The 26,371-nt window shown below is 40.5% G+C and carries 23 protein-coding genes and 1 pseudogene; 19 read left to right on the top strand and 5 right to left on the bottom strand.

The genetic code is table 11. From position 1 onward, the window contains the following. Positions 1 to 85 precede the first annotated feature (85 nt). From TZ90_RS00315 to TZ90_RS00365, 10 genes are all read left to right on the top strand, one after another. Positions 86 to 1,252: an SIS domain-containing protein gene (locus tag TZ90_RS00315; RefSeq protein ID WP_045610835.1), complete on the top strand. Its 1,167-nt coding sequence runs from the start codon at positions 86 to 88 to the stop codon at positions 1,250 to 1,252. Positions 1,253 to 1,367: 115 nt separating this feature from the next. Beyond that, positions 1,368 to 2,405, top strand: a complete 1,038-nt coding sequence (locus tag TZ90_RS00320; protein ID WP_045610837.1) for an aldose epimerase family protein — start codon at positions 1,368 to 1,370, stop codon at positions 2,403 to 2,405. 136 nt (positions 2,406 to 2,541) lie between these two features. Next, a complete protein-coding gene (locus TZ90_RS00325) occupies positions 2,542 to 3,738 on the top strand; it encodes a CAP domain-containing protein (protein ID WP_045610838.1) in 1,197 nt (398 codons plus the stop codon). Positions 3,739 to 4,222: 484 nt separating this feature from the next. Beyond that, entirely contained in the window at positions 4,223 to 5,029 is an 807-nt protein-coding gene (locus tag TZ90_RS00335; protein ID WP_045610840.1) for a glycosyltransferase, read from the top strand. 69 nt (positions 5,030 to 5,098) lie between these two features. Further along, complete coding sequence (locus TZ90_RS00340) at positions 5,099 to 5,803, top strand: acylneuraminate cytidylyltransferase family protein (protein WP_045610842.1); 705 nt, start codon at positions 5,099 to 5,101, stop codon at positions 5,801 to 5,803. After that, positions 5,800 to 6,678: a glycosyltransferase family 52 gene (locus tag TZ90_RS00345; RefSeq protein WP_045610843.1), complete on the top strand. Its 879-nt coding sequence runs from the start codon at positions 5,800 to 5,802 to the stop codon at positions 6,676 to 6,678. Before TZ90_RS00340 ends, TZ90_RS00345 begins: the two co-directional genes overlap by 4 nt. Positions 6,679 to 6,875: 197 nt before the next feature. Then, on the top strand, positions 6,876 to 8,195 hold the full coding sequence (locus TZ90_RS00350) for a glycosyltransferase (protein ID WP_045610845.1): 1,320 nt from the start codon (positions 6,876 to 6,878) through the stop codon (positions 8,193 to 8,195). Positions 8,196 to 8,355: 160 nt separating this feature from the next. Next, a complete protein-coding gene (locus tag TZ90_RS10635; RefSeq protein ID WP_045610847.1) occupies positions 8,356 to 11,490 on the top strand; it encodes a YSIRK-type signal peptide-containing protein in 3,135 nt (1,044 codons plus the stop codon). Between the two features lie 264 nt (positions 11,491 to 11,754). Next, the gene (locus TZ90_RS00360) at positions 11,755 to 12,609 is read left to right on the top strand and encodes a VOC family protein (protein ID WP_000220689.1); all 855 of its coding nucleotides are present in this window, start codon (positions 11,755 to 11,757) and stop codon (positions 12,607 to 12,609) included. Between the two features lie 106 nt (positions 12,610 to 12,715). Next, entirely contained in the window at positions 12,716 to 13,273 is a 558-nt protein-coding gene (locus TZ90_RS00365) for a sugar O-acetyltransferase (RefSeq protein WP_045610850.1), read from the top strand. 155 nt (positions 13,274 to 13,428) lie between these two features. Here the strand turns inward: TZ90_RS00365 and TZ90_RS00370 are convergent, their stop codons facing one another. Both TZ90_RS00370 and TZ90_RS00375 read right to left on the bottom strand, forming a co-directional pair. After that, the gene (locus TZ90_RS00370; protein ID WP_045610851.1) at positions 13,429 to 14,112 is read right to left on the bottom strand and encodes a DUF4956 domain-containing protein; all 684 of its coding nucleotides are present in this window, start codon (positions 14,110 to 14,112) and stop codon (positions 13,429 to 13,431) included. Then, positions 14,105 to 14,881 (bottom strand): polyphosphate polymerase domain-containing protein, encoded by a 777-nt coding sequence (locus tag TZ90_RS00375; protein ID WP_045610853.1) that lies wholly within the window; start codon positions 14,879 to 14,881, stop codon positions 14,105 to 14,107. Before TZ90_RS00375 ends, TZ90_RS00370 begins: the two co-directional genes overlap by 8 nt. A 229-nt stretch (positions 14,882 to 15,110) precedes the next feature. Between TZ90_RS00375 and TZ90_RS00380 the strand changes: the two genes are divergently transcribed. Then, a complete protein-coding gene (locus TZ90_RS00380; RefSeq protein ID WP_045610855.1) occupies positions 15,111 to 16,343 on the top strand; it encodes a carbohydrate-binding domain-containing protein in 1,233 nt (410 codons plus the stop codon). A gap of 249 nt (positions 16,344 to 16,592) precedes the next feature. Here the strand turns inward: TZ90_RS00380 and TZ90_RS00385 are convergent, their stop codons facing one another. The 3 genes and pseudogenes from TZ90_RS00385 to TZ90_RS10650 form a co-directional block, all read right to left on the bottom strand. Further along, complete coding sequence (locus TZ90_RS00385; RefSeq protein ID WP_000578911.1) at positions 16,593 to 16,826, bottom strand: hypothetical protein; 234 nt, start codon at positions 16,824 to 16,826, stop codon at positions 16,593 to 16,595. Continuing rightward, the gene (locus TZ90_RS00390; protein ID WP_001215751.1) at positions 16,823 to 17,020 is read right to left on the bottom strand and encodes a hypothetical protein; all 198 of its coding nucleotides are present in this window, start codon (positions 17,018 to 17,020) and stop codon (positions 16,823 to 16,825) included. Before TZ90_RS00390 ends, TZ90_RS00385 begins: the two co-directional genes overlap by 4 nt. Positions 17,021 to 17,090: 70 nt before the next feature. Next, positions 17,091 to 17,213, bottom strand: a pseudogene (locus tag TZ90_RS10650) (low temperature requirement protein A); the annotation flags it as partial. A 227-nt stretch (positions 17,214 to 17,440) separates the two neighbouring features. On the opposite strand from TZ90_RS10650, the gene TZ90_RS00395 reads away from it, so the two are divergent. The 8 genes from TZ90_RS00395 to TZ90_RS00440 all read left to right on the top strand — a co-directional run bounded on the left by TZ90_RS00395 (position 17,441) and on the right by TZ90_RS00440 (position 26,289). Then, positions 17,441 to 18,157 carry an ABC transporter ATP-binding protein gene (locus TZ90_RS00395; protein ID WP_000734674.1) on the top strand — a complete coding sequence of 239 codons (717 nt, stop codon included), beginning with the start codon at positions 17,441 to 17,443 and terminating at the stop codon, positions 18,155 to 18,157. A 1-nt stretch (position 18,158) separates the two neighbouring features. Continuing rightward, positions 18,159 to 19,241, top strand: coding sequence for an ABC transporter permease (locus TZ90_RS00400; RefSeq protein WP_045610857.1), 1,083 nt, complete (start codon positions 18,159 to 18,161; stop codon positions 19,239 to 19,241). Between the two features lie 39 nt (positions 19,242 to 19,280). Continuing rightward, complete coding sequence (locus TZ90_RS00405; RefSeq protein WP_000361928.1) at positions 19,281 to 19,904, top strand: TetR/AcrR family transcriptional regulator; 624 nt, start codon at positions 19,281 to 19,283, stop codon at positions 19,902 to 19,904. 272 nt (positions 19,905 to 20,176) lie between these two features. Beyond that, positions 20,177 to 20,941 carry a nucleoside phosphorylase gene (locus TZ90_RS00415; protein WP_045610861.1) on the top strand — a complete coding sequence of 255 codons (765 nt, stop codon included), beginning with the start codon at positions 20,177 to 20,179 and terminating at the stop codon, positions 20,939 to 20,941. Between the two features lie 33 nt (positions 20,942 to 20,974). Beyond that, positions 20,975 to 22,354 (top strand): TrkH family potassium uptake protein, encoded by a 1,380-nt coding sequence (locus TZ90_RS00420; protein WP_045610862.1) that lies wholly within the window; start codon positions 20,975 to 20,977, stop codon positions 22,352 to 22,354. A 13-nt stretch (positions 22,355 to 22,367) separates the two neighbouring features. Continuing rightward, entirely contained in the window at positions 22,368 to 23,033 is a 666-nt protein-coding gene (locus TZ90_RS00425) for a potassium channel family protein (protein ID WP_045610864.1), read from the top strand. 306 nt (positions 23,034 to 23,339) lie between these two features. Then, positions 23,340 to 24,356, top strand: a complete 1,017-nt coding sequence (locus TZ90_RS00435; RefSeq protein ID WP_045610868.1) for a glycosyltransferase family 2 protein — start codon at positions 23,340 to 23,342, stop codon at positions 24,354 to 24,356. Positions 24,357 to 24,471: 115 nt separating this feature from the next. Further along, on the top strand, positions 24,472 to 26,289 hold the full coding sequence (locus TZ90_RS00440; protein ID WP_045610869.1) for an SSURE domain-containing protein: 1,818 nt from the start codon (positions 24,472 to 24,474) through the stop codon (positions 26,287 to 26,289). Positions 26,290 to 26,371: the final 82 nt, after the last annotated feature.

Below are 26,371 nucleotides of genomic sequence, written 5' to 3' on the forward strand. Positions count from 1 at the left end.
AAAATCGTTAGAGCATTTTATATAGAATATACATGGGAATGGGGCTTACTCCCATTCCCATATTTAATAGAAAAAGAGGGAATCAATGCTACATTATACAAAAGAAGACTTGCTCGAATTGGGTGCAGAAATCACTACACGTGAAATCTACCAACAGCCTGATGTATGGAAAGAAGCTTTTGAATCTTATCAAGCAAAACGTGAAGAAATTGCAGCCTTCCTGCAAGGGATTGCTGATAAACATGACTATATCAAGGTTATCTTTACAGGTGCGGGGACTTCTGCTTATGTGGGAGATACCTTGGTACCTTACTTTAAGGAAGTCTATGACGAACGCAAATGGAATTTCAATGCTATTGCGACAACAGATATCGTTGCCAATCCAGAAACTTATTTGAAAAAAGATGTGACAACTGTACTTGTATCCTTTGCTCGTAGTGGGAACTCGCCTGAAAGTGTGGCGACTGTTGATTTGGCCAAAGCCTTGGTGGATGAGCTTTATCAAGTGACGATTACTTGTGCAGCAGATGGTAAACTGGCTCTTCAAGCTCATGGAGATGAACGCAATCTTTTGCTTTTGCAACCAGCTGCTTCCAATGATGCTGGATTTGCTATGACTTCTAGCTTTACGTCTATGATGTTGACAGCTCTCTTGGTTTTTGATCCTACAGAATTTGCTGTGAAAGCTGAACGTTTTGAAGTTGTATCTAGTCTTGCCCGTAAAGTTCTAGACAATGCAGAAGATGTCAAAGAACTTGTTGATTTAGACTTTAACCGTGTCATCTATCTAGGAGCTGGTCCTTTTTTCGGTCTTGCTCATGAAGCTCAGCTCAAGATTTTGGAACTGACTGCTGGTCAAGTTGCGACTATGTATGAAAGCCCAGTCGGCTTCCGTCACGGTCCAAAATCTCTTATCAACGAAGATACAGTTGTCTTGGTCTTTGGTACAACGACAGACTACACTCGTAAGTATGATTTGGACTTGGTTCGTGAAGTTGCTGGTGATCAGATTGCTCGTCGTGTTGTGCTTTTGAGTGATCAAGCCTTTGGTCTTGAAAATGTCAAAGAAGTGGCCCTTGGTTGTGGCGGTATCTTGAATGATATTTACCGTGTCTTCCCTTACATCGTTTATGCCCAACTCTTTGCCCTATTAACTTCACTCAAGGTAGAAAATAAACCAGATACACCGTCTCCTACAGGTACAGTAAACCGTGTGGTACAAGGTGTTATCATCCACGAATATCAAAAGTAAGACAGTGTTTATGAATTCTTGACAAGAGGATTTGTATATCATCAGGCAAACCATAGATTGTCAAGGTGCTTTCTATGGTTTGTTTGCTTGAGAGAAATAGTAAAAGGAGAAGAGAATGAAAGCATACACAGAGCGTGTATTTGGAAATGTTGAGGGCAAGGATGTCTTGGCCTATCGATTTGAGACGGACGGTGGCTACCAGCTTGAGGTTATGACTTATGGTGCGACCATCTTGCGCTATGTCACACCTGACAAGGCTGGAAATTTTGCCAATGTTATCTTGGGATTTGATGACTTTGATAGCTATGTAGGCAATAGTCCTAAGCATGGAGCTAGCGTAGGTCCTGTGGCAGGCCGTATTGCAGGTGCGACCTTTGAGCTTAATGGCAAGACTTATGACCTTGAAGTCAACAATGCTAGCAACTGCAACCACAGTGGCTCAACAGGTTGGGATTCGAGCTTGTTTGAACTAGTTGAAGTGAGCGACCATGGTCTGACCCTCTACACAGAGCGTACAGATGGGACAGGAGGATTTCCTGGAAATCTCAAGATTTGGATCAGTTACCACTTAGAAGAAACTGGTGCCTACGAAATCAGCTACAAGGTAACGACAGATCAGGATACGCTGGTTAATCCAACTAATCACAGCTACTTCAACTTGTCTGGTGATTTTACGCAGACGATTGACCGTCATGTCTTCCAACTAAATACAGAGGGCATTTACCCAATCGCTCCCGACGGTGTTCCTGCCAAAACTCCAGATGCTACTCGTGTTGTGGTCAAACACATCTACAATGGTGCCTTATTGAAAGACATCTTTGCAGAAGAAGATGAGCAAATCCAACTGGTATCTGGTTTGGATCATCCATTCGCTCTTCCTGCGGGTCATGACAATGCTGGTTTTCTTTATGACCAAAATTCAGGTCGCTTTCTGCTTTTCAAGACAGAGGCTCCTTGTTTTGTAGTCTACACAGCAAACTTTGTGGATGAGAGTGTCATCATAGGAGGTCAGCCCATGGTACAGCACAATGGGATTGCCCTTGAAGCGCAGGTTTTACCAGATGCCATTCACAGCGACCTCAAAGACCAAGTCATTCTTAAAGCCGGTCAAACCTTTACAAGCAAGACACGTTATGAGCTTGTTGTGAAATAAAAGGATAGGAATTTCTACTTTTCGGGTAAATAGCATTTGTCTTATAACATTAGTAGAAATGGGCAAAGAGTAGGAAAATATGATATAATTTAATATTGAAAATACCTGTCCTATCTAAAGGATAAAAGGAGAAAAAATGAAGAAAATTGTATTTGCTAGCGCCTTGGCTTTGACTTTAGCTGGAGCAGTTTTGACAAATGATGTTTTTGCAAATGACAGATTGGTGGCAACACAATCTGCAGATGGTAGAAATGAAAATGTCTTGAGCTCAGAAGTGCTAAATCCCTCTAGTGGCAATGTTTTGGTTGGGATTAAGGGAGAATTTTTAACCCCAAATAAACAAACTATTTTGGATGCGATTAATAAGATTCGTAAGGAAGCAGCTGATGAAGGTTTGGTAGATAAGTATGTTCCTATCAAATGGTCTACTGATCTTGAGAAAACTGCTTTTGTACGAGCTACTGAGGTGTCAGTAACTCTGAAATCTGAGCGTCTTTCTACGAAAGAAATCTGGACTGCTTTTCCATCTAGTAATAGTATAAGAGGAGAAGCTTTAGATGTGAACTATGAAGGTTTTCTAAAAGCAATTGAAAATTGGCATGCTGAGAAGGCAAATTATGTAGCGAAAAAGAAGGGTGGAACATCTAAAGAATTTACAGGTTATTATGAGGCTTTGATCAATTCTAAATTTACCTATGTGGGGCTCGCTGCTTTTAAAAATGCAGCTAGTTCTCAGAAAGTAGCAACGATTTCTCTAGCTTTAGGTGATGATGCTTCTTCAGAGGAATTGGCTGGTGGATATGGTCCTGCTATTCAGTATACAGAAGTGACCTCCTCAAACCTTTCAACAGTTAAAAGTAAAGCAGTCGTTGTAGAAAAAGCGCTGAAAGAATTTAGAACTTCTAGTTCAGACCAATCTGGTTGGGTGCAATCTAATGGAAAATGGTATTTCTATGAGTCTGGTGATCTGAAGACAGGCTGGGTGAAAACGGATGGAAAATGGTACTACTTGGATGACCTAGGTGTCATGCAAACTGGATTTGTAAAAGTAGATGGTAGCTGGTATTACTTGAGTAGCTCAGGTGCTATGTTTACAGGCTGGGGTACAGACGGAAATAGATGGTTCTACTTTGATGGCTCAGGAGCTATGAAGACAGGCTGGCTCAAAGAAAATGGAGTCTGGTACTACCTTGATGCGTCTGGTATCATGAAGACAGGTTGGTTTAAAGTTGGCCAATACTGGTACTATGCATATGGCTCAGGAGCTTTAGCAGTCAGCACAACAACACCAGACGGTTATAAAGTAAATGGAAATGGTGAATGGGTAAACTAGGCAACTAGTGAATAAATAGTCTGTTTCAATAGCTTTTTATAACGAAGTTGTAAAATGATATAACCTTAAAATTGGGAAGGCTAGTTTGCCTTCTCTATTTTCTTGAAAGTTGTAAACAAAAAATCTACAATGCCTACCTACGTAGCACAGATGATTTCAGAGAATCGATTTATAAACAATAAGAAAACTCCCCCAAGCTATCCTGTCTAATCCAGTCTATCTTGCAGATGGTCAGTCTTTGTGATAGAATAGCATAAAGTCCTTTTGAGGGGGAACTTGCTAGGAAATCCCCAAGCATTGTAACGGATGAACCACCCTCGCCTTTTTGTGAGGGTGGTTTTTCCTTTCATCCAGTCAAGGAAATCCATCGCTATGGTTTTGAGAGTACCCAAGTCTATCGATCCCTTCAAAGAACCCTCTCCTGTTACTATTTTACCCAGAATACATCTACCGCATAGGAGGAGAAATCCGTTCTGAAGAGGACTTGCTGGTTAAGTTCTTAGCCAGATGGGCCCAGCAAACCGACCTCTTTATCCGTGATCAACAAATCGTACCCAAACCCAGTCTCTGGCGTTATATGGAAAATACGGATAAAAATTATTATGAAGTCGTCCATGAAAATGTCATGCGAGACTTACACCTCGCCAATCTGCGCAAGGCAAACAAATATCTAGTCGCCAGTGAAGTGTTGACTGATACTTTGGCGAAACAAGGGTATGACACCAAGTTTTTACCACCAATGTTTACAGAAAAATTGGGTCAGCTAAGAAAAATCGGACCTGTTTTGGACTATTGCCTAGTGGGTCATATGAGAGAAGGCAAGAACGTTGAACTTGTCATTGAAGCCTTTATCGAACTCTATAAACGTGGTTCTAAGGCCAAGATTACCTTTTATGGCGGCTCAGAGGAACGTCTAGCAGAATTACAGAATCAATATGATCTTCCGCCAACCATTCACTTTAAAGGTATCGTTAACGAAGTGCCTTATCATCTCCACCAATGCTATCTGTCTGCAAGTTACACAGAGTTATTTGCTAATGCCTGTGTTGAAGCCTTGAATCAAGGTTTGTTAGCCTTATTATCGGATGTGGATATCGCTCATCGTTTCTATGCTAGCCAGTCCAATGCTATCAACTTGTTTAAAACCAAATCAGAGCTGCTCCAAATGATAGAAGAGATGGAGCAAGCAGACTATAGCCAGTCAAATGCAGAAAATATCGCCCTAGCATCTCACTATTCACTAGGGACAGTGACCCAATGCTATCGCGAACTACTAGATAGGAACTTATAGGATGTTGTAAGTTGATCAATCTAGCTTTTCTCACTGGTCCAATACAATAGAAAACCAAAGGAAGACTATATGAAAGCAAAATCTAAACCCATAGCTGTCATTTTGATCCGTTCGGGTTCACGGGGCTTAGTGGATAAAAATATCAAACCGCTTGCAGGCAAACCTTTGGTTTTCTATACCATAGAAGTTGCTCTAGCCTCCAAGCTATTTAGTGACATCTGGGTTTCCTCAGACTCACTAGCCTATCTAGAACTCTGTCGACAAGCCTATCCAGAGATTCGTTGTGTCCACAGACCAAAAGAATTGGCCTTGACGACAACCTCTAGTTTAGAAACCTTACACGACTTTTTACAGCCCTTTGAGGAAGAGCAGGTCTTTGTGAATCTACAGGTGACCTCACCCTTGAGAGAGGTGGAGCACCTCGTCGAGTCCTATCAACTCTACTGTCAGTCTGGGGCCGACCATCTGATTTCCTGTGTTAAGGCAGACAAGAGTCGTAGTCTTTACTTGCAGTTAGTGGAGTCGTCATTTATCCGTCCGCCTCAGGTTTCCAAGCACTATGCTCGGCAGAAAGAGCCTGTCTATTACTATCCCAACGGTAGTATTTGGATTTCTCGCAAGGACCTTTACCTACGAGATGAGACCTTTTACACAGATAAGACAGTAGCCTATGAAATGCCCAAACTCTATTCTTATGATATCGACGATGCCTTGGACTTTGAAGTCGTTGAGACCTTGCTGCAACATCACCACCTAGGAGAATCAAAGAGATGAAACACCTCATCATTGCCACAACGCCCTTGCAGGCCAAGATTGCCCAGCATATCAAGGGGCTCTATCCTAATCAGGACTTTGTCAGCCTTTATGTCAGTCCTGTCAAAAATGCCCGTCAGGAGCATTATGCAAAGGATTTTGACCATGTTCATTATCCTCAGACGACAGAGGACTTGGCTCAGATTTGTCAGGAGCTTGCCGGCGACTATGACACCATCTTTTATGCTAGCTTTGACAATAGCTTGATTCTGGACTTGGTTGCTAGTTCAAATTACCAGCACCTCATGAGTTTCGATGATGGCTATGCAGATATTTACCCTTTGGGAATGTATGCCCTCCCTCTTCAACCCAGTCAGGTGGGGCCTTTGGGCTTGACTAGAGATGATTTGATTGAGCGGACAGAAAAGCACTATACCCTCTATCGCAGTGACTACCATGTCGTGGCTAGAGAAAAGCTAGTTTATCTGGAGCATTTTTTTGACCTGCCCCAAGCACCCGTCTTAAATGGTAAGACGGTCAAGGTCCTGTTGGGGCAAAAGTTCTCTGAAGAGGATGATCAGATCTCCATCCGCTTTATTAGTACCTATGCCAAGGCCTTAGCCATTGACCTCTATCTGCCTCATCCCAAGGAAACCTTCACTATTCCAAACGTGACTTACTTGGAGACGGAGCTGATCTTTGAAGATGTCCTAGCCCAACTCTTTCAAGAATACGAGTTCGTTCAGGTCTATCATTTTACCTCATCCGTCAGCCTGCACCTTAAAGACCTGCCCCATGTGACCATCACAGGTATTTCTCTCCCCTACTATGAGGACCGTCAAAAAGAATTGCGACGCTTGGGTTGTCAGTTTGAAAGGGTTTCACTTGGCTGGTAGCGTATATATATATTAGGAAATGTAAATCCATGCACTAGCTTGGATTTTTTATTGGGGTATTAAGTAGATGTTAAGTATATTGATAGAATCTAGTAAAAGTATGATTCATATGATATAATTCAGATTAGTAAATCTTTCTGACAAACAAGTACAGATAAATGAGTCGCGAAGGTTACCGTATATGATAGGAGATTGTTATGACTAAAATGGTTACAATACATCCAGGGCTCTGGCAAAGAGAGGTTAGAAAATATGGATTTGAATCTTCCCAATTATCCAGAAAGAAAATTGCAGATTATTTGGGTTGGGGACATCTATATATTTTAACCCATCCTCAAGTTCGACCCGATTGGAAGGCAGGCTATGAACAAATAGGCTTCCAAAGGGATGAATTAGTGAGTGTAAGCCATTATCAATCAGATATTGGTCATGATGAATTAAGTGTATACCCTTCTGATATGATTGATAGGTATCCTAATGGAAAAATGACTGTGATTAATGGATTTGTGGCTAGCATTGAATTAGAAGACGAAACCCTATATTTTACTTCAGGATTATATTTAAAGAAAAATAAAAAAGAAGAACTGGAATGGTTAAATCGAGATGGTTCGACAGCGATGCGGGCACGGTACTATAAGCCAAGAGAAGAACCAAGTCCCATTTATATGATGGAGGACAATTATTTATATTATAAAGATGGAGAATGGTTAACCTATGAAGACTTATTGATTCAGGTATTAATCAGTCTTACAGATAAGAAAGACATCTTAATTCGAGATCAACATAACGTGGTGACTCCCAAATTATGGCGCTTTGTAGAAAATACAAACCGTCTCTATTGGGAATATATCCATGATAATGTATTGCTAAATCCAGCTCATAATCTAAGAAGAAAAACTAGATATTTAGTAGCGTCAGAAGTATTAACATCAATCTTGCAAGATTTAGGGTATCACGCACAATTTATGCCACCGATTTTTGCACCTCAAGTTTCCTCAGCAGTATTGCAAAGAAGAAAGCCTAGTTCCTATTGTTATGTAGGGAATATGAGTAAGGTAAAAAGGGTAGAATGGATTATAGAAGCCTTTAGGAAGTTAGAACAAGAAGGCCTACCTGTAGAGGTATTCTTATATGGTGGAGATATTGAAAAATTGAAGAAAGAGTATCCGACTTTGCCATCTACCATTCATGTTATTGGATATGTAGATGAGGTACCGTATTGGGAACATGATGGCTATATTTCAACTTCCCAAAAGGAATTATTTGCCAATGCCTGCGTTGAAGCCATGAGTTTTGGATTGATTCCCTTGCTTTCTAATGTTGAAATTGCTCATCAATATTATGCATCTAAGAACTCAGATATTTGCTTATATGATACACCAGAGGAGTTAGCGCATCTTATCAAGTGTTTATATGAGACTGATAAAGAAATCGAGCTAGAAAATACAAGTAAGTTTGTGAATCGATATTCAAAAGAACAAGTTTCTAAGAGATATTTATCACTCATGAACGCCTAAAAATGAAATAGATAATGAGATTTTATTGGATATCTTATTATCTATTTTTTTAATTTCCTTTATGTATAATTGTTTGATAAAGGAAACTAAGAGTGATATACTAGTATAGTTAGTATAAATTTTTATAATGAGTAGAAAGAAATAAAAGAGAAAAGACCTTATGAAAAAAGATACAATTCAAAAATATTCATTACGTAAATATAAAGGGATTGGTGCAGCATCAGTTTTATTAGGGATGATGGTTGTTGGAGCTAGTCCGGTATTGGCTGAAGAAACTACAAATACAGCTAATGAAACTACAGTAACACCTGCAAAAGATAATGTGAAAATGGAAACATTGAGTAATGGTGTGGGTAGTTATACAATGCCGAAAATGCATGTGTTTGAGAGGACGGAAGGTGGTGGACGACTGCATGGGGATGAAAACTGGTATGAGAAAAAGCATAAACAATTCGAAGAAACTGTTAATGAAGATTTGAAAGAGGTAGAGGATAGAAACGTAAAAAAACAAGGAACAGATACGTTCAAAGACACTAGAGTATCATTTGTAACAAAAGAAGGCGAAATTCTTAAAGAAGAAGTTGATTTGAATATTAATGAAAATAATAAGAGTATTTCTAGTTCAACTCTAAATTATAAAATTCGTGGACTTTTTGGAAAACGCTATGAAGGAAAAATTACTAGTTTAAATGAAGAAGTATTAAACAAGCTAAAAAAAGAAGATGAAATTATAGAAAAAGATGGAAATAAATATCATAAAATTGATACAAAATTAGAAAAACATGAAGGTACTTCAAATGAAACTACATTTAATGATATAACTGTTCATGCAAATCCTGGAAATTTGCATAATGAAGATGGAAGTATTCGCTATAATAATATTAAAGAAGGTAGTCGAGTTTGGCTTGTTTCAGAAACATCTGAAAATCAGTACGGAAAATATGTCTTAGCGACAAAAACGTCAACCTCAGATGACTCTTGGGTAGTAGAAACTTTTAAAAAAGGAGAAGAGAACGCCAAAGCTTTCACAAAAGAAAACATAAATTCTGAAGGTGGAATAAAAGAAGGGGATACAATCTTAGTAGTTGAGAAAAATGAAGTTGCGTTAAAACTAGGAGCAGCATCAACAGCAACAGAACAAGCAGCATATACAGCAGGAGTATTTTTTAATGAAAAATCACTGTATGAGGGACTGAATGGATTATTATATGATGAATTAGAAGATCTTGCTAAAGAACAAGAACAAACTATTGTAAACAAACGTCTGAATCAAAAAGAAGAAACTTGGGAAGAATTATACAAAAAACAATTAATAAATGAGCATCTAGTAGATAAACAAAATAGACCTATTTATACGGCGTATGAGACATTCCATGGTTATATCAGAACAAATGGTGACTTTAAAGAGTACAGTGATATTGATAAATATATCTCAATCTTAAAAGAAAAATTTGGAGAAGGACCGATTAAAACTAATTGGGATAATACTAGGGATAAAATAGAGCCAAAATTTATTGGGAATATTGAAGAATTTAAAGACACTAGTAATTATGAAGAAGAAAAAGCAAATGTAGAAAAATTTAAAGAATCTCATAAAAATATTCAATATGTAAATGAAGTACCTAGTGATGCAAACTTTGTAAAAAATGTATTTGAAGTAAATGTTGATTATAAATTAGGGAATAAAGACGAGGATGAAAATTATACAAGCAATGAAAATGAGACAGAAAATTCAAACAAAAAATATCTTGCATATACAGCAGGGTCTAGAGAAGGTAGATATTCTGGTGACCACAGTAAGTATCAGTATGGAATAGGACAACTATATAAAGAATATACAAAAGATGGCGTTACATATAGAGTAGCTTCACCAACAAAATATGATCAATATGCTTATGTATCAGGACCATTAATTACAGAAATTCATTATTACAATTTGTATCAACCAACACGTGCTTATCACGTTAGTGAAGAGTTAACAAAGGTCAAAAACATCTATGCTAAGGAAGAAACAGAAACTACTGAAAGTAAAGGTAGTGTCATTGTTAAGTATGAATTAGCGGATGGAACTTCTATTAAAGAAAGTACAGATGTTGTAAAAGATGCAGTTGTATCTTCTACAGAAGAAAAATATTACCTGGATAAGGATGATAAAAAAGTTGTTGTTGGAACACCAACGACAATAAATAAAGAAGTTTCCTATGATGCGTCAGCACTAAAACTACAAGAAATAACCAAAGATGGTAAAAAATATAAACTAGTAGGACTGAAAACTGGCTCTCCGGCTGAGACAGGAAAAGTTGCATCAGGAACTACTGAAATTACCTATGTTTACAAATTAGCTACAGCTGGAAATATCTTCGAAAAATACATGATTGAAGGAACGAATACCGAAATAGCGATGGAGAAACAGTTAACGAAAGAAGCATCCATTGGAGATTCTTACACTTCAATTCCTCCAGAAGCATATACGGTCATCAAAAAGGACGGAAAAAGCTATATTTACAAAGGACATCGTGCTACTTCAGCGCCTGAAATAGGTACAGTTGATGAAAATGAAAAAACAGTTATTTATGACTTTGTAGAATTCTTTAGTGAAAAAGGTGAACCAGAAGTACAGCCGGAATTACCAGAAGGAGTTGTAAGCGAGAAGGGCGAACCAGAAGTACGACCAGAATTACCAGAAGGAGTTGTAAGCGAGAAGGGTGAACCAGAAGTACAGCCAGAATTACCAGAAGGAGTTGTAAGCGAGAAGGGTGAACCAGAAGTACAGCCAGAATTGCCAGAAGGAGTTGTAAGTGAGAAGGGTGAACCAGCGATTCATCCTGTAGCTCCATTATTGATTACTCGTCATATTATTATTGGATCAAATGAAGAACTTATTCCAATTCAAATTGGTAAATTGGCTCCTAAATCTGATATCATATCGAAAAATGGTAAGAAATATCGATATACAATGACCCATGAAAAAGATGGCATTGTTACCCATTTGTATACTGAGGTAATAGGTGATGATGTAACGAAACCACAGGATCAAGAATACCTTCAGTCAAATTCTGTTAAGATTGATGAACCTACAAAACAAGAAGGTTCTCATCAAGATGAAGCGGTTGCCCAAGAAGAGGACAAGTCATCTTATGGGAAATACTCAGAATCTGGGGAAGAGTTATCTCAAACAGAGCAAGCTGAACTTCCAAATACTGGTACAGAAGACAATGCTCGCCTAGCAGCACTTGGACTTCTTGGAGTATTGAGCGGATTTGGACTTGTTGCTCGCAAGAAAAAAGAAGACTAATTCTAATTAGATTTTCTGACAAGAAAAAGGAGTAGGATATCATATCCGCTCCTTTTCTTTTTGGGATTGAGATGAGAGTTATCATAGCATTGGTTAAAAATTTTCGGTGGTTTTATTGTCAATTCTCTGTAGATTTTCTCGTTCTAATCCCATATAGACAAGATTACAGAATCATAATCTATAAGTTGTTTGGCTTGACTTTCTTGGTGGGAATTATATAATGGTTGTAATGAAAAGAATTACAACGAGAGAAGAGAACCATTTATGACCTATGAATACAAGAGCCACATTTATTTGGCAGAGGCAGTTTTGAATGTAAAGGATTTGGCGAGTCAAACAGCCTTTTATCAGCAAGTTATTGGTTTAGAAATCTTATCTCAAACTGAGACAGAGGTCATTCTGGGACTTGGAGGAAAAGCCTTGGTACACTTGATTCAAGCGCAAGAGAGCGATGAAGTAAGGGAACATTATGGTCTTTACCATCTGGCTATTCTTTTGCCGACACGCAAGGCTTTGGCAGATGTCTTAAAACACCTGACAGATTTACAGATTTCTCTTGTCGGCGGTGCAGACCACGGTTACAGTGAGGCCCTTTATTTGGAGGATTTGGAGGGAAATGGCATTGAACTCTATCGAGATAAGCCGGTTTCCACATGGGATATTCGAGAAGATGGACGCATTATCGGAGTGACGGAGGCCCTTGCGGCAAAGGATATCTATGAGTTGGGGGAAAGAGTAGAGCCCTTTATCCTAGCAGAAGGTACGAGAATGGGGCATATCCATCTGTCCGTCAAGGATAGTCGAAAGTCCAGCCAGTTTTATCAAAAGGTGTTAGGACTAGAGGATAAATTCAGTGTGCCTAGCGCTAGTTGGATTGCAGATGGAGACTACCATCATCATTTAGCAGTCAATGAATGGGGAGGAAAAGGTCTGGCTCTGCGTAAGCAAGACTTGCCAGGTTTGGCTTATTATGTTATCGAAGTCGCACATAAAGAAGAACTGTTAACGATTGCCCAGCGAGCACAAGAAGTTGATGCACCAATCAAATGGCTGACATCGAGCCAGTTGGAAATCACAGACCCAGATGGAATCGTGACCCGTATTCGTTTAGCAAGATAGACAGGCTGTGATGAAAATCAGAGCATAAACTGTAGAAAGCACCCCTTATCCTAGTCAGATATGTAGAAAATTTGATATGATAGTAGGGAACAAGGAGAAGAATACAATGACCAGTGAATACCAGAAAATGATAGCGGGAGAGGTTTACCGTCCATCGGACCCAGAATTGCGGGCCTTGGCTCAGGCTTCTCGCCAAAAACAGTCTGCCTTTAACAAGGAAGAAGATCCCTTGAAGGGAGTCGAAATCATCAAGGCTTGGTTCGGCTCGACTGGACAAAATATCTTTGTCAGTCCACGCCTGGTGGTTGATTATGGGGTCAATATTCATCTAGGGGAAAATTTTTATTCTAATTGGAACTTGACCATGCTGGATGTTTGCCCTATTCGCATTGGAGACAATGCTATGATTGGTCCCAACTGTCAGTTCTTGACTCCCCTCCATCCATTGGACCCGCAGGAACGTAATTCAGGTGTGGAATACGGAAAGCCCATTACCATCGGTGACAATTTCTGGGCTGGAGGTGGTGTCATTGTCCTTCCTGGAGTGACACTTGGAAATAATGTCGTTGCTGGAGCAGGGTCCGTAATTACCAAGTCCTTCGGTGACAATGTTGTCCTAGCGGGTAATCCTGCGCGCGTGATTAAGGAAATACCTGTGAAATAAAGCGATTGGGAAAAAATTTTTAAGATAAGAAAAAGGCATCATATCAACGTTTTTGAAACATTTGATATGATGCCTTTTATCATAAATCAGATTGACTTTTTCTTCTTACTATTGAGTGTTTACCTAGATTTGTTATAGATTTTACGCAAGAAGTTCTATAAATTTTTTCTCTTTTTGGCATTTTTGGTCAGGGAAACCTGATAAGTATCCTGTTCTTTAGTGAGGTAATGGATGATTTGAAAATCGTCTGTTTGAGCCTTGAAATCCACTTCGTAGACAGTGGTGACTTGTTTTCCATCATTGCTAGTATCAATCGAGATGAGGTCTAACTCAGTACAGAATTGTGATAGTCCAGATTGGATAGTTTGAAGTTGCTTTTCTTGGTTCGCAATTGTGATGGTCAATAGCCTGCGACGTTGATGATTGCTCTTGCTTTGTTGCTTCTCTAAAAGAAGCCATACTGCTAAGATAAAGACAGTGAAGAGAATAGCTAGAGCTAGGTAGCCTGTCCCTGCTGCTAGCCCGATAATCATGGCAAGGAAAATAGCAATTAGTTCCCGTGAACCACTGGTAGCTGAACGAAAACGAATGAGGCTAAAAGTTCCTGCAACGGCGATAGAGGTTCCTAGGCTGCCATTTACCAGAAAGATGACCAAGGTCATCAAGCAGGGGAGTAGGGTCAAACTGACCGCAAATTCCCGTGTATAGAGGGTACGGTGTTTGTAGGCCCAGGTCAGCGTCAAACCTAAAATCAGGCTGACAAAGAGAGCTAGAAAGAGCTGGATAGGGTCTGCAGTGGCAGTTGTATCGTTGAAAATAGAATTAAAAAGATTAGACATAAGTAGTACCTACACTTTCTGTGCTTGGTCGTGGGCTATAGTCCCTCCCCTGAGACTTGTGGTAGGCGCAGCTGTATTTTGAAAATTTCTGCTCTATCAGTCCATATTGGTCGAGAATATTTTGTAGCCACTGGGGTTTTCTACCCGGCGCTTTGATTTCCATGATGACAATGTCCTCGTTTAGTAGAGGGAAGCCGTCCTTTCCTGAAAATAAACTGACATTATTATCACGATAAGTTAGATTTTGATCAATGGTAACACGAATTTTATTGTAGGGAAATCCGCTAATTTCTTTCTTTTCCTTGAGAGAAAAGCGGTCGTAGTAGATATACATACGAGGGATGATGGCTTGCTGATATTCCTCTTGGAGTTGCTGAATTTTTTCAATTATCATTTGATCCTTGATGCTGTTATCCAGCTGTCCTTTGGTCATAAACTGGGTGATAGAATGGGGAGTCGACAAGAGACGATATTTTCGTCCGACACCAGTTCTGTCCTTGGATTTGATTTCTAAAAATACCTGACTATCAGGCTGGACTTGACTGAGATAGGTTCGCATCCGAATCTTTTCTTTACGCTTAGTACCTTGGCTATCATCTTGAATCATATCAAATTGCTCTGTATCAAAGTAGATATTAGAAATGGTAGAAGTTGGATAATCATCCTCGACGAGGTATGTTTTTAAGTCTTCTATTAAGTCATCCAAGTCAGTCTTGGTAACGATATATTTGGTTTCAATTCGTTTAAAGCTTGTTTCAATTGGTTTCATAAATCCTGTCTCCTTTATCAGAATGTTTCAGTACACTATCTTATTAGAAGATATGTGTGCCTGGGCAAGTTAAACTTGCTTGTAATTAGTCTAGGGAACTTTCCTAAAACTTTTGTTAAAGATACCTTAACTGAAACTGAACTTAAGAAAACTTTCAGAAAAAGTTTAGATTTTTTTCAGACTCCCCCTGTAAACTAAACCCAAGCTAAATGAAGGAGAGGAAACAGCTATGAAATCAAAAAAATGGACCCTAATCTTAACCAGTTTAACAGCTCTGACCTTGCTGGCAGCTTGTGGGCAGTCAACGACCAAGTCAAGTACAACTGCAGCGGCAGATACCACTGCTATTACAACTTTAACTAAAAACAGTCAATCTTCCTATTTTACTGAGAAGGACTATGATACTTCTTATGATGAAAGTACAGCTTCTAAGATTGAGTTATCTGGCTCATCAGCAAACGTCTCTGGAGATGGGGTGACAGTCTCTGGATCAACAGTGACCATCACAAAATCTGGGACCTATGTGATTTCAGGTCAGTCTGACGGAGTGCAAATCAAGGTCGAGGCAGATAAGTCGGCAGATGTTCATCTAGTCCTAAAAGGTGCGACCATGACTAATACCAATGCAGCAATTTCTGCGACGTCAGCTGGTCATGTCTACTTGACTCTGGCAGAGGGAACCACCAACAGTCTCTCTGACTCAAGCTCTAACAGTGATGAAAAGGCAAATGCCGCTCTCTTTTCTAAGGTTGATTTGACCATCAATGGCTCAGGAACTCTCACTGTAGATGGAAAGAAAAGCAATGCTATCAAGGCAAATGATAGGCTTCACATCACGGGTGGTACCTTTAACATCACATCAGTTGGCGATGCCTTTAATGTCAATGATGAACTCAACATCACTGGTACAACCATGACCATCGATGCTAAGGAAGATGGCGTTAAAGTTGATAATGATGACGATATGACTGTTGGAAATATGTATTTAGCTAACAATACCATAACAGTCACAGCAGGGGATGATGGCATTCACGCTTCTGGCAACCTAGTGATTGATAGCGGTACTTACACAGTCAAGAATGCGACTGAAGGAATTGAAGGGAGATCCATTACGATCAATGGTGGCGATATCAATGTCTACTCGACAGATGATGGAGTCAATGCAGCCAATAAAAATGCCCAGCAAAGTGATATTTACTTTACTATGACAGGTGGAAATCTAACTGTAGAAGTCGGTCAAGGTGACACAGATCCAGTTGACTCAAACGGGAATATCACGGTTACCGGTGGAACCATTAAATTGATAGGACAATCAGGCTTTGACTTTGATGGAACAGCAACTTACACAGGTGGGAATATCTACATCAACGGCGAAAAACAAACAGATATTGTCAATTCTATGCCTGGAGGCGGAGGTCCGAATGGAGGTTCTGGCGGTCCAGCACCTGGCGGACGAGGATAAACAAAAAAGGATAGCATTCAATTAGAATGGCTATCTTTTTATATGGGTGATAAATTGATATGTTACGAGGGATTTTATAATCGTAGCTTTCAAAGGCTAAATTGTTCAGTCATCCGTTGTTGTTTACTTAAATTTCTTGAATTTTAAGAAGGTATTGAGTAGTTTTCCCTTAAATGTTTTGTTTTGGTAGGCGATTGTGAGGGAATTGAAAAATTCAACTGCTAGGTGTTCTTGGTGACCGAGCTCCATCTAGCTTGGGGTTGCTTCTGGGGAAAAGACGCCTAATTTGATGCGGAGTCCACCTTTTTTCATCTTGAACTGATGCATACCATACATCTTGATATCAAGGCTTGTATCGGACATGAGAGTAGCAGTATCACCTGCCATAGAAATTTTTGTATCGGCATCCGGAACGCCTGTTTTTTCAGTATCTAGACTGATAAAGATTTTTTGATAAGTTGGTTGACCGTACTCTCCAATCAACTCCTCACTTCCTGTCCACCGTGAACTCCAGCAAATACAAAATGTTCAGGGTGAATTTTAAAAGGAAGTGCTTGGTCACCCATTTTATTTAGTCCTTGGTTGAAGGCGAAGAAATCTCTCAAAGTAAATCCATCCACGTAAGCAGCTTGTAGGTTACGTCCCTTAACCGAATTCTTAGAAATGCCATGCCGCATTTGGTCTGATTCTGCTAGACGGTCAGCGTAGAGTTCGAGGATTTTTTGACTTCCAAGGGCTAATTTGGTTTCAATTAGGTCTTGAAAATTTCTTAGTCTGTTTCATATAAAAATGAGTAAAATGAATTCCCATTACCAAGGTCATTAGAGTTGCGATAGCAATGACGATGGTTGGATTAGCCGAGAAAAGTAGAGGGGAAATAGGCCTTTAAAAAGTGGACAGAAAAGACCATTTCGGAGTATAGAGAGGAAGTTCAAAAACATTTTTAGAAATAAGATATGTGCATTATAAACATCAGATACGAATCTGGTGCTTTATTTTTTAAAGAATTTCAACTTTTTTCTTGACAAGTGAGTAAACACTCACTATAATAGGTCTATATTCAGTAAGTGAGTAAACACTCACCTAGGAGGAAGCATATGAAAAAATTGCTACATTTACAAGATTTGGATAAGTCTTTTTGTCGTCAAATGGTTTTGAATCATGTCAGCTTTGAATTGCAGCCGGGAGAAATTATAGGCTTAATAGGTCCGTCTGGTGCTGGTAAATCGACTATGATTAAGACTATGTTAGGGATGGAAAAAGCTGACGGAGGGGTTGCTTTGGTATTGGATCATACTATGCCCAATCGTCATATTTTAGGAGATATTGGTTATATGGCCCAGTCAGATGCCTTATATGAGGCTTTGTCAGGTCAAGAAAATCTGGAATTTTTTGGTCAGCTAAAAGGGCTATCCAAAAGAGATCTGACAGCTGAAATTGCCCATGTGGCTCAAGTTGTGGATCTGACAGAGCATTTGAATAAAACGGTATCCGGTTATTCTGGAGGAATGAAGCGACGCTTGTCTTTAGCCATCGCGCTTCTGGGGAATCCTCAGCTCTTGATTTTGGACGAACCGACAGTTGGAATCGACCCTTCTCTTCGGAAGAAAATCTGGAAAGAATTATTCGCGCTTAGAGACAATGGGGTTGGGATATTAGTTACTACCCATGTTATGGATGAAGCAGAGTTAACGGATAAGGTCGGCTTATTATTAGGTGGAAAAATCATTGCTTTTGATACACCGCAACACTTAAAAGAAAGTTATCAAGTTTCAAGTATTGAAGAAGTATTTTTGAAAGCAGAAGGAGAGTAAGATGAGAACCATTGCTATTGCTAAAAAAGTTATCAAAGAATTGCTTCGTGACAAACGAACCCTTGCCATGATGTTTGTAGCCCCAGTTTTTATCATGTGGTTGATGAACCTTATGTTTTCAGCTAGCACAACAGTGAATATTAAACTAGCGGCACAAGATCTTCCAACTAGTTTGGTGACGAAAATGGATGAGCTTGATCATGTGGACATCGAGACTTATCAAGACTTAGATCAGGCCAAAGAAGCGCTAGCAAATGAAAAAGTCGATGCTGTGATTTCTTATAAAGACGGTGAGTATCAGGTCGACTACGCAAATACAGATGCCTCCAAGACATCTATGATACGACAAGTGTTACGAACAAGTATCGCCAGTGAAGGCACCGATCAGTTACTATCTCGTATCAAACAAGCTCTTCCACAATTGAAATTAGATGCAAAGGCGCCTGAAATCAAAGAATCTTACCAATATGGAGATAAAAATACTGGATTCTTTGCACGTATGATTCCAATTTTAATTGGCTTTGTGGTCTTCTTCTTTGTCTTTTTGATTTCTGGTATGGCACTTTTGAAAGAGCGCACAAGTGGAACCTTGGATCGCTTGTTAGCAACCCCAGTGAAACGTTCTGAAATTGTCTATGGCTATATGTTGTCTTACGGTATTATTGCGATTTTTCAAACGGCAGTTGTCGTCTTAGCAGCAATTTGGCTACTAGATGTAGAAGTTGTAGGAAATATTTTAAATGTTATAATAGTTAATGTGGTACTGGCTATTGTAGCACTAGCTTTTGGAATTCTCTTGTCTACTCTAGCAAAATCAGAATTCCAAATGATGCAATTTATTCCTCTCGTGATTATGCCTCAACTCTTTTTCTCAGGGATTATTCCATTGTCATCCATGGGAGCATGGGCTCCAACTGTGGGGAAATTTTTGCCATTAACCTATTCTGGTGATGCAATAAGCCAGATTATTCTTTACGGACACAATCTTGGTGATATTTTGCCAAATCTTGGTGTTTTAATGATTTTCTTGATCATTTTAACAATTCTCAATATTGTTGGATTGCGTCGTTATCGTAAAGTTTAGAAATCAACATAAATAATGCTAAAAAGGTGTGAAGATTAGATGGATAAGACTGTTTTTGAATCGTTTGAAGATTACTTAGAAGAAGCGAATTACCCTCAAGGAAAGAAAAAAATCATGCAGGCAGCAGTGGATCTCATATCAACTAGGAGTTACCATGGGACCTCAACTCTTCACATAGCTGAGCGTGCTGGACTAAGCCAGGCAACTTTGTTTAAGTATTTTAAGACGAAGGATGATCTACTGACGGCTATTTTACATCCTGTAGTCCCAGGCATTTTCGGTAGTTTTGTTGAGGAACTCTTAGCTTTTGAAACGACAGAAGAGAGGGTTCGTTATCTCGTCCACGATCGTATGAGCTATCTCAAAAAAAATCGTGCTTTGATGAAAATCATTCTGCAGGAGAGTTTTTCAAATAAGAAACTAAAAAATGAACAGATTTTTATCTGGAATGCTATTCAAGATAAACTTCGAGTGCTTCATAAAGAATTGCTAGCAGATCCACGTGTAAATCCAGAGTTAACGATTCCTCAAATGGTTCGTATTTGTGTTGGTCCATTGTTGGCTTACTTCGCTCAACTTTATATCGTTAGCGACAACGGAGAAATAAAGGAAGAGGACCTAGACTTATTAGAAAAACAGATTTTAGGTGGTTTGTGGAAATAAGGGAGTTCTAGAAGAGCTAAGATTTATTTACTTGACTTTCAAACAAGCTAAAAAAGACATGTTCTGCTTATTTCAGATTCATGTCTTTTTTGTTGTTGGATTTTGTATTCTTCATAAGTCCTCAATCGCTTTGCCAAAACAGAAACCGACTTCTCCAGCGGTGCAACGATTTCTCAAGTGTATGGAAGAGGAGCTTTCTGGATTGCTGAGGACAACTCCTTGACACTTTGTCAGCTTTTGATACAATAGTACAAAATCAGAGGAGGTGGGTTATGATTCAGAAACATGCGATTCCTATTTTAGAGTTTGATGACAATCCTCAGGCGGTCATCATGCCCAATCACGAGGGGCTGGACTTGCACTTACCAAAGAAGTGTGTCTATGCTTTTTTAGGTGAGGAGATTGACCGCTATGCGAGGGAAGTAGGGGCGGACTGTGTCGGCGAATTTGTTTCTGCCACCAAGACCTATCCAGTCTATGTCGTTAACTACAAGGGCGAGGGAATTTGTCTGGCTCAGGCTCCTGTTGGTTCAGCTCCAGCAGCCCAGTTTATGGATTGGTTGATTGGATATGGTGTGGAGCAGATTATTTCCACTGGAACCTGTGGTGTGCTGACTGATATAGAAGAAAATGCCTTTCTAGTCCCTGTTCGTGCTCTGCGAGATGAAGGAGCTAGTTATCACTATGCGGCAGCTTCTCGTTATATGGAAATGCAGCCAGAGGCTATTGCTGCCATTGAGCAAGTTTTGGAGGCCAGAGGGATTCCTTATGAAGAAGTCATGACCTGGACGACAGATGGGTTTTACCGAGAAACGGCTGAAAAGGTGGCTTATCGCAAGGAAGAAGGCTGTGCTGTTGTGGAGATGGAGTGTTCTGCACTTGCGGCAGTAGCCCAACTGCGTGGGGTTCTCTGGGGTGAATTGTTGTTCACAGCTGATTCCTTAGCAGACTTGGACCAGTACGATAGTCGTGACTGGGGTTCAGAAGCTTTCGAGAAGGCATTGGAACTCTGCCTTGAGATTGCCTCTCAGATCTAGCTACTCTCCTTCTTTTTATGGTACAATGGATGTATGTTATTCAAATTATTTGTGAAAAAACTTGAAAGGGTCTTTGGCGGACTTTCACCTGCTCGTCGCATTTTTTTAAGTTTCGCTGGAGTTATTTTTATAGGCTCTCTTCTTTTGAGCTTGCCTTTTGTTCAGGCAAATGGTTCTCAGGCCACTTATTTTGACCATCTCTTTACGACGGTGTCCATGGTCTGTGTGACTGGCCTTTTTACGCAACCAGTGGCTACGACCTATAATGTCTGGGGGCAGTTGATTTGTATGCTCTTGATACAGATTGGTGGTCTGGGGCTCATGACTTTTATCGGGGTCTTTTATATTCAGGGGAAGCAAAAACTCAGTCTTCGCAGTCGTGAAACCATTCAGGAGAGTTTTAGTTACGGGGAGACTCGGTCGCTGAAGGCCTTTATGCGGTCCATCTTTTTGACGACTTTTCTGGTGGAGGGCTTGGGTGCCTTCCTGCTAAGTTTCCGTTTTATTCCTGAGTTTGGCTGGGGACGAGGCATTTTTACCTCTATCTTTTTAGCTATTTCAGCCTTTTGTAATGCTGGTTTTGATAATTTCGGCAGTAGCAGTTTAGTGGCTTTTCAGACGGATCCCTTGATCAATCTGGTCATTGCTGGCTTGATTATCACAGGTGGTCTTGGCTTTATGGTCTGGTTTGACTTGGCAACCCAGTTTGACAAGAAGAAAAAACGCCGTCTGCGTTTCCACACCAAGCTGGTCCTATTCTTGACCGCAGGGATTTTGCTGTTTGGGACAGTATCCACACTCTTTACGGAGTGGCACAATCCAGGAACCATTGGCAATCTCAGTGTGCCAGAGAAAGTGCTGGTCAGCTTTTTCCAAACCGTCAGCATGAGAACGGCCGGTTTTGCTTCTATTGACTATACTCAAGCTCGACCTGTGACCTTGTTTATCTATATCCTACAGATGTTTCTGGGTGGAGCGCCTGGAGGGACGGCTGGGGGGCTCAAGATTACGACTTTCTTTGTCTTGTTGGTCTTTGCGCGTAGTGAATTGCTGGGCTTGCCTCATGCCAATGTTGCGCAGAGAACCATTGAGGCTCGAACAGTCCAAAAATCCTTTAGTGTCTTCATTATCTTTTTGATGACCTTCTTGTTGGGCTTGATGTTGTTGGGAATTACGGCAGAAGGAACACCGCGATTTATCTACCTCATGTTTGAGACCATTTCAGCCCTTGCGACAGTTGGGGTGACGGCAAATCTGACACCAGAATTGGGCAAGCTAGCTCTTAGCATTGTCATGGTGCTCATGTTTATTGGCCGTATCGGTCCCTTGACCTTGCTGGTTAGTCTAGCTGACTACCAGCCTGATAAGAAAGATTTGATTCAGTATATGAAAGCAGATATTAGTATTGGATAAGAAAGGAAGAATGATGTCAGATCGTACGATTGGAATTTTAGGTTTGGGGATTTTCGGGAGTAGTGTCCTGACGGCCCTAGCCAAGCAAAATATGAATATTATTGCCATTGACGACCACGCCGAGCGTATCAATCAATTTGAGCCAGTTTTGGCGCGTGGAGTTGTGGGCGATATCACAGATGAGGACCTCCTCAGAACTGCAGGAATTGATACCTGTGATACGGTTGTAGTGGCAACAGGGGAAAATCTGGAATCGAGTGTGCTTGCAGTTATGCATTGTAAGAGTCTAGGGGTACCAAGGGTTATTGCCAAGGTCAAAAGCCAGACAGCCAAGAAGGTGCTAGAAAAAATCGGTGCTGACTCGGTGATTTCACCTGAGTATGAAATGGGGCAGTCTCTAGCGCAGACCATTCTCTTTCATAACAATGTTGATGTCTTTCAGCTGGATAAAAATGTGTCTATCGTGGAGATGAAAATTCCGAGTGTTTGGGCAGGTCAAAGTCTGAGCCAGCTGGATCTACGTGGCAAATACAACCTCAATGTCCTAGGATTCCGTGAACAAGAAAATTCACCACTGGATGTCCAATTTGGCCCTAATGACCTCTTGAAGGCAGATGCCTATATCTTGGCGGTTATTAACAACCAGTATCTAGATGACTTAGCAGAGTTAAATTCCTAAGGAGGGAAATTCCCTCTTTTTTAATGTTCAAGATAGGAAATTGGGAGAACACCTTGTATTCCAGTAAAAGTTCTTCAAAATCTGGACTTTATGGTAGAATAGAAAGAAGTGACAAGAGAGAGTAATACTCTTCGAAAATCTCTTCAAACCACGTCAACGTCGCCTTGCCGTATATATGTTACTGACTTCGTCAGTTCTATCTGCAACCTCAAAGCAGTGCTTTGAGCAACCTGCGGCTAGTTTCCTAGTTTGCTCTTTGATTTTCATTGAGTATAAGAAAAAATCAGTCCCCTAAAGGAGTAGATTATGAAGTTATTGTCTATCGCCATTCCTAGCTATAATGCCGCAGCCTATCTTCATTACTGTGTGGAGTCGCTAGTGATTGGTGGTGAGCAAGTTGAGATTTTGATTATCAATGATGGGTCTCAGGACCAGACTCAGGAAATCGCTGAGCGTTTAGCCAGCAAGTATCCTAACATCGTTAGAGCCATCTATCAGGAAAATAAAGGCCATGGCGGTGCCGTCAATCGCGGCTTAGCGGAGGCTTCTGGACGCTATTTTAAAGTAGTTGATAGTGATGACTGGGTAGATCCTCGTGCCTATTTAAAAATTCTTGAAACCTTGCAGGAACTAGGGAGTGAGGGGCAGGAAGTTGATGCCTTTGTGACCAATTTTGTCTATGAAAAGGAAGGTCAGTCTCGTAAGAAGAGTATGAGTTATGAGTCAGTCTTGCCTGTCCAACAGATTTTTGGATGGGATCAGGTCGGAAATTTCTCAAAAGGCCAGTATATCATGATGCACTCGCTGATTTACCGGACAGATTTGTTGAGAGCGAGTCAGTTCCAACTGCCTGAGCATACTTTTTATGTCGATAATCTCTTTGTCTTTACCCCCCTTCAGCAGGTCAAGACCATGTACTATCTGCCTGTCGATTTCTATCGTTATTTGATTGGGCGTGAGGACCAGTCAGTCAATGAGCAAGTGATGATTAAGCGCATTGACCAGCAACTCAAGGTCAATCGACTCTTGGTAGACCAGCTTGATTTATCTAAAGTAAGCCACCCCAAAATGCGAGAGTATCTGCTGAATCATATTGAAATCACGACGGTGATTTCCAGTGCCTTGCTCAACCGAGCAGGCACAGCAGAGCATCTGGCAAAAAAACGGGAGCTGTGGACCTATATTCAGCAGGAAAATCCAGAGGTCTTTCAGGCCATTCGCAAGACCATGCTCAGCCGTTTGACCAAACATTCAGTCTTGCCAGCTCGCAAACTTTCCAATGTTGTCTATCAAATCACCAAGTCTGTTTATGGATTTAATTAATATAAGTATTTTATAAGAGGGATTTAAGAAAAATTTTAACTTTTTCTTAATCCTTTTTAATTTTAGGAGATTATACTAGAGTCATCAAATAAAGAAAAACTCTAAGGAGAATCCTATGAAATTCAATCCAAATCAAAGATATACTCGTTGGTCTATTCGCCGTCTTAGTGTCGGTGTTGCCTCAGTTGTTGTAGCCAGTGGCTTTTTTGTCCTAGTTGGTCAGCCAAGTTCTGTACGTGCCGATGTGGTCAATCCAACCCCTGCTCAAGTTGTGCCAGACGCGGCTTCGGTGAGTGAAAAGAGTGACTTACCAGCAGAACTTCTCAAAGAAGCAGTCGATACAGCTCTTCCTTCAGAACAGGTAGACTCAACACCTAAAGCAAGCTTGGATGCTACAAGCTCGCCAGAAAAAGTGAATGTAGCTGATAAAGACCAAGTGGTAGCGCCAAAAGAAGAAGTGCAAGCAAAACCAGAATCTAAGAAAGAAACAGAAGATGCGCTTAAACCTGCGACAAATCCTGCGCCTACAGTTTCTGGACAAGACCGTGAAGCAAATGAAGCGCAACCAGCAACCACCCCAGCTGAAGTGCAAAAAGGTGTGGCCGACAACACTAAAGATACAGTGGATGTTCCGGCATCTTACTTGGACAAAGCGAACTTCCCTGGTCCATTCACAGCCGGTGTCAACCAAGTCATTCCATACGAATTCTTCGCTGGTGACGGTATGTTGACTCGTCTGATTTTGAAGGCTTCAGACAAGGCTCCATGGTCAGACAATGGTTCAGCTAAAAATCCCGCTCTTCCACCAGTAGAAAAATTGGGCAAAGGCCTTTACTTCTATGAAGTAGATTTGGCTGGTGCCCAAGGTAAATCAAATAAAGAGCTTCTTGACCTATTGAAACAAAACGGCACTCAAAGTTATAAAGCTACCATCAAAGTGTACGGTGCGAAAGACGGCAAGGCTGATTTGAGTAATCTCGTAGCAACAAAAGATTTGGATGTCAACTTGAACGGCTTAACTACCCCAGCTGAAGTGCAAAAGGGCGTGGCTGACAATACCAAAGACACAGTAGATGTTCCAGCTACATACTTGGACAAAGCCAACTTCCCTGGTCCATTCACAGCTGGTGTCAACCAAGTCATTCCATACGAATTCTTCGCCGGTGACGGTATGTTAACTCGTCTTATCTTGAAAGCATCCGACAAGGCTCCATGGTCAGACAACGGTTCAGCTAAAAATCCCGCTCTTCCACCAGTAGAGAAATTGGGCAAAGGTCTCTACTTCTATGAAGTGGATTTGGCTGGTACCCAAGGTAAATCTGATAAAGAGCTTCTTGACCTATTGAAACAAAACGGCACTCAAAGTTATAAAGCTACCATCAAAGTGTACGGTGCGAAAGACGGCAAGGCCGATTTGAGCAATCTCGTAGCGACTAAGGATTTGACAGTGAACTTGAATGGACATCAGTCTCTGATTCCGATGCAGTCAGGTTTCGTCCCATCTTCTAATGGTTCAGCTATGCCGGCTCCAATGATGAATAGTCATCAAGATGCGTCTAAGATGAACGCTCAAATGCCTAGTGTCAATCAAGATGATATGAAATCTAAAATGCCAGCTGCTAGTCAGGATAAGATGATGCCTAACAAAGAGCAGGACAAAACCATGAATGCTAGCCAGCCAATGGCAACACCAAGCATGAAACAAGATCAAGCTCCAGCAGCCTCAAGCAAAGCGTCTGATGAAGGCAAGATAGCATCTACTAACAAGGAGTCAACTCCAATGATGCCTGATCAAATGAAAGACCAAAAAGACATGCTTCCATATACTGGTGAAGCCCAAACATCAATGGCTACTATTGGATTCTTTGGATTAGCCTTGGCCGGCCTGCTAGGTGGACTCGGTTTGAAAGCTAAAAAAGAAGAAAATGACTAGTCTAGCTACAGACTTTCTATCTAGGATATGAAAAATCCAGATATCGTTTAGAATGTTCGTAAAGGGATTAAAATAGTGTTAT

This window comes from Streptococcus mitis, assembly GCF_000960005.1.
Classification (GTDB): Bacteria; Bacillota; Bacilli; order Lactobacillales; family Streptococcaceae; genus Streptococcus; species Streptococcus mitis_CK.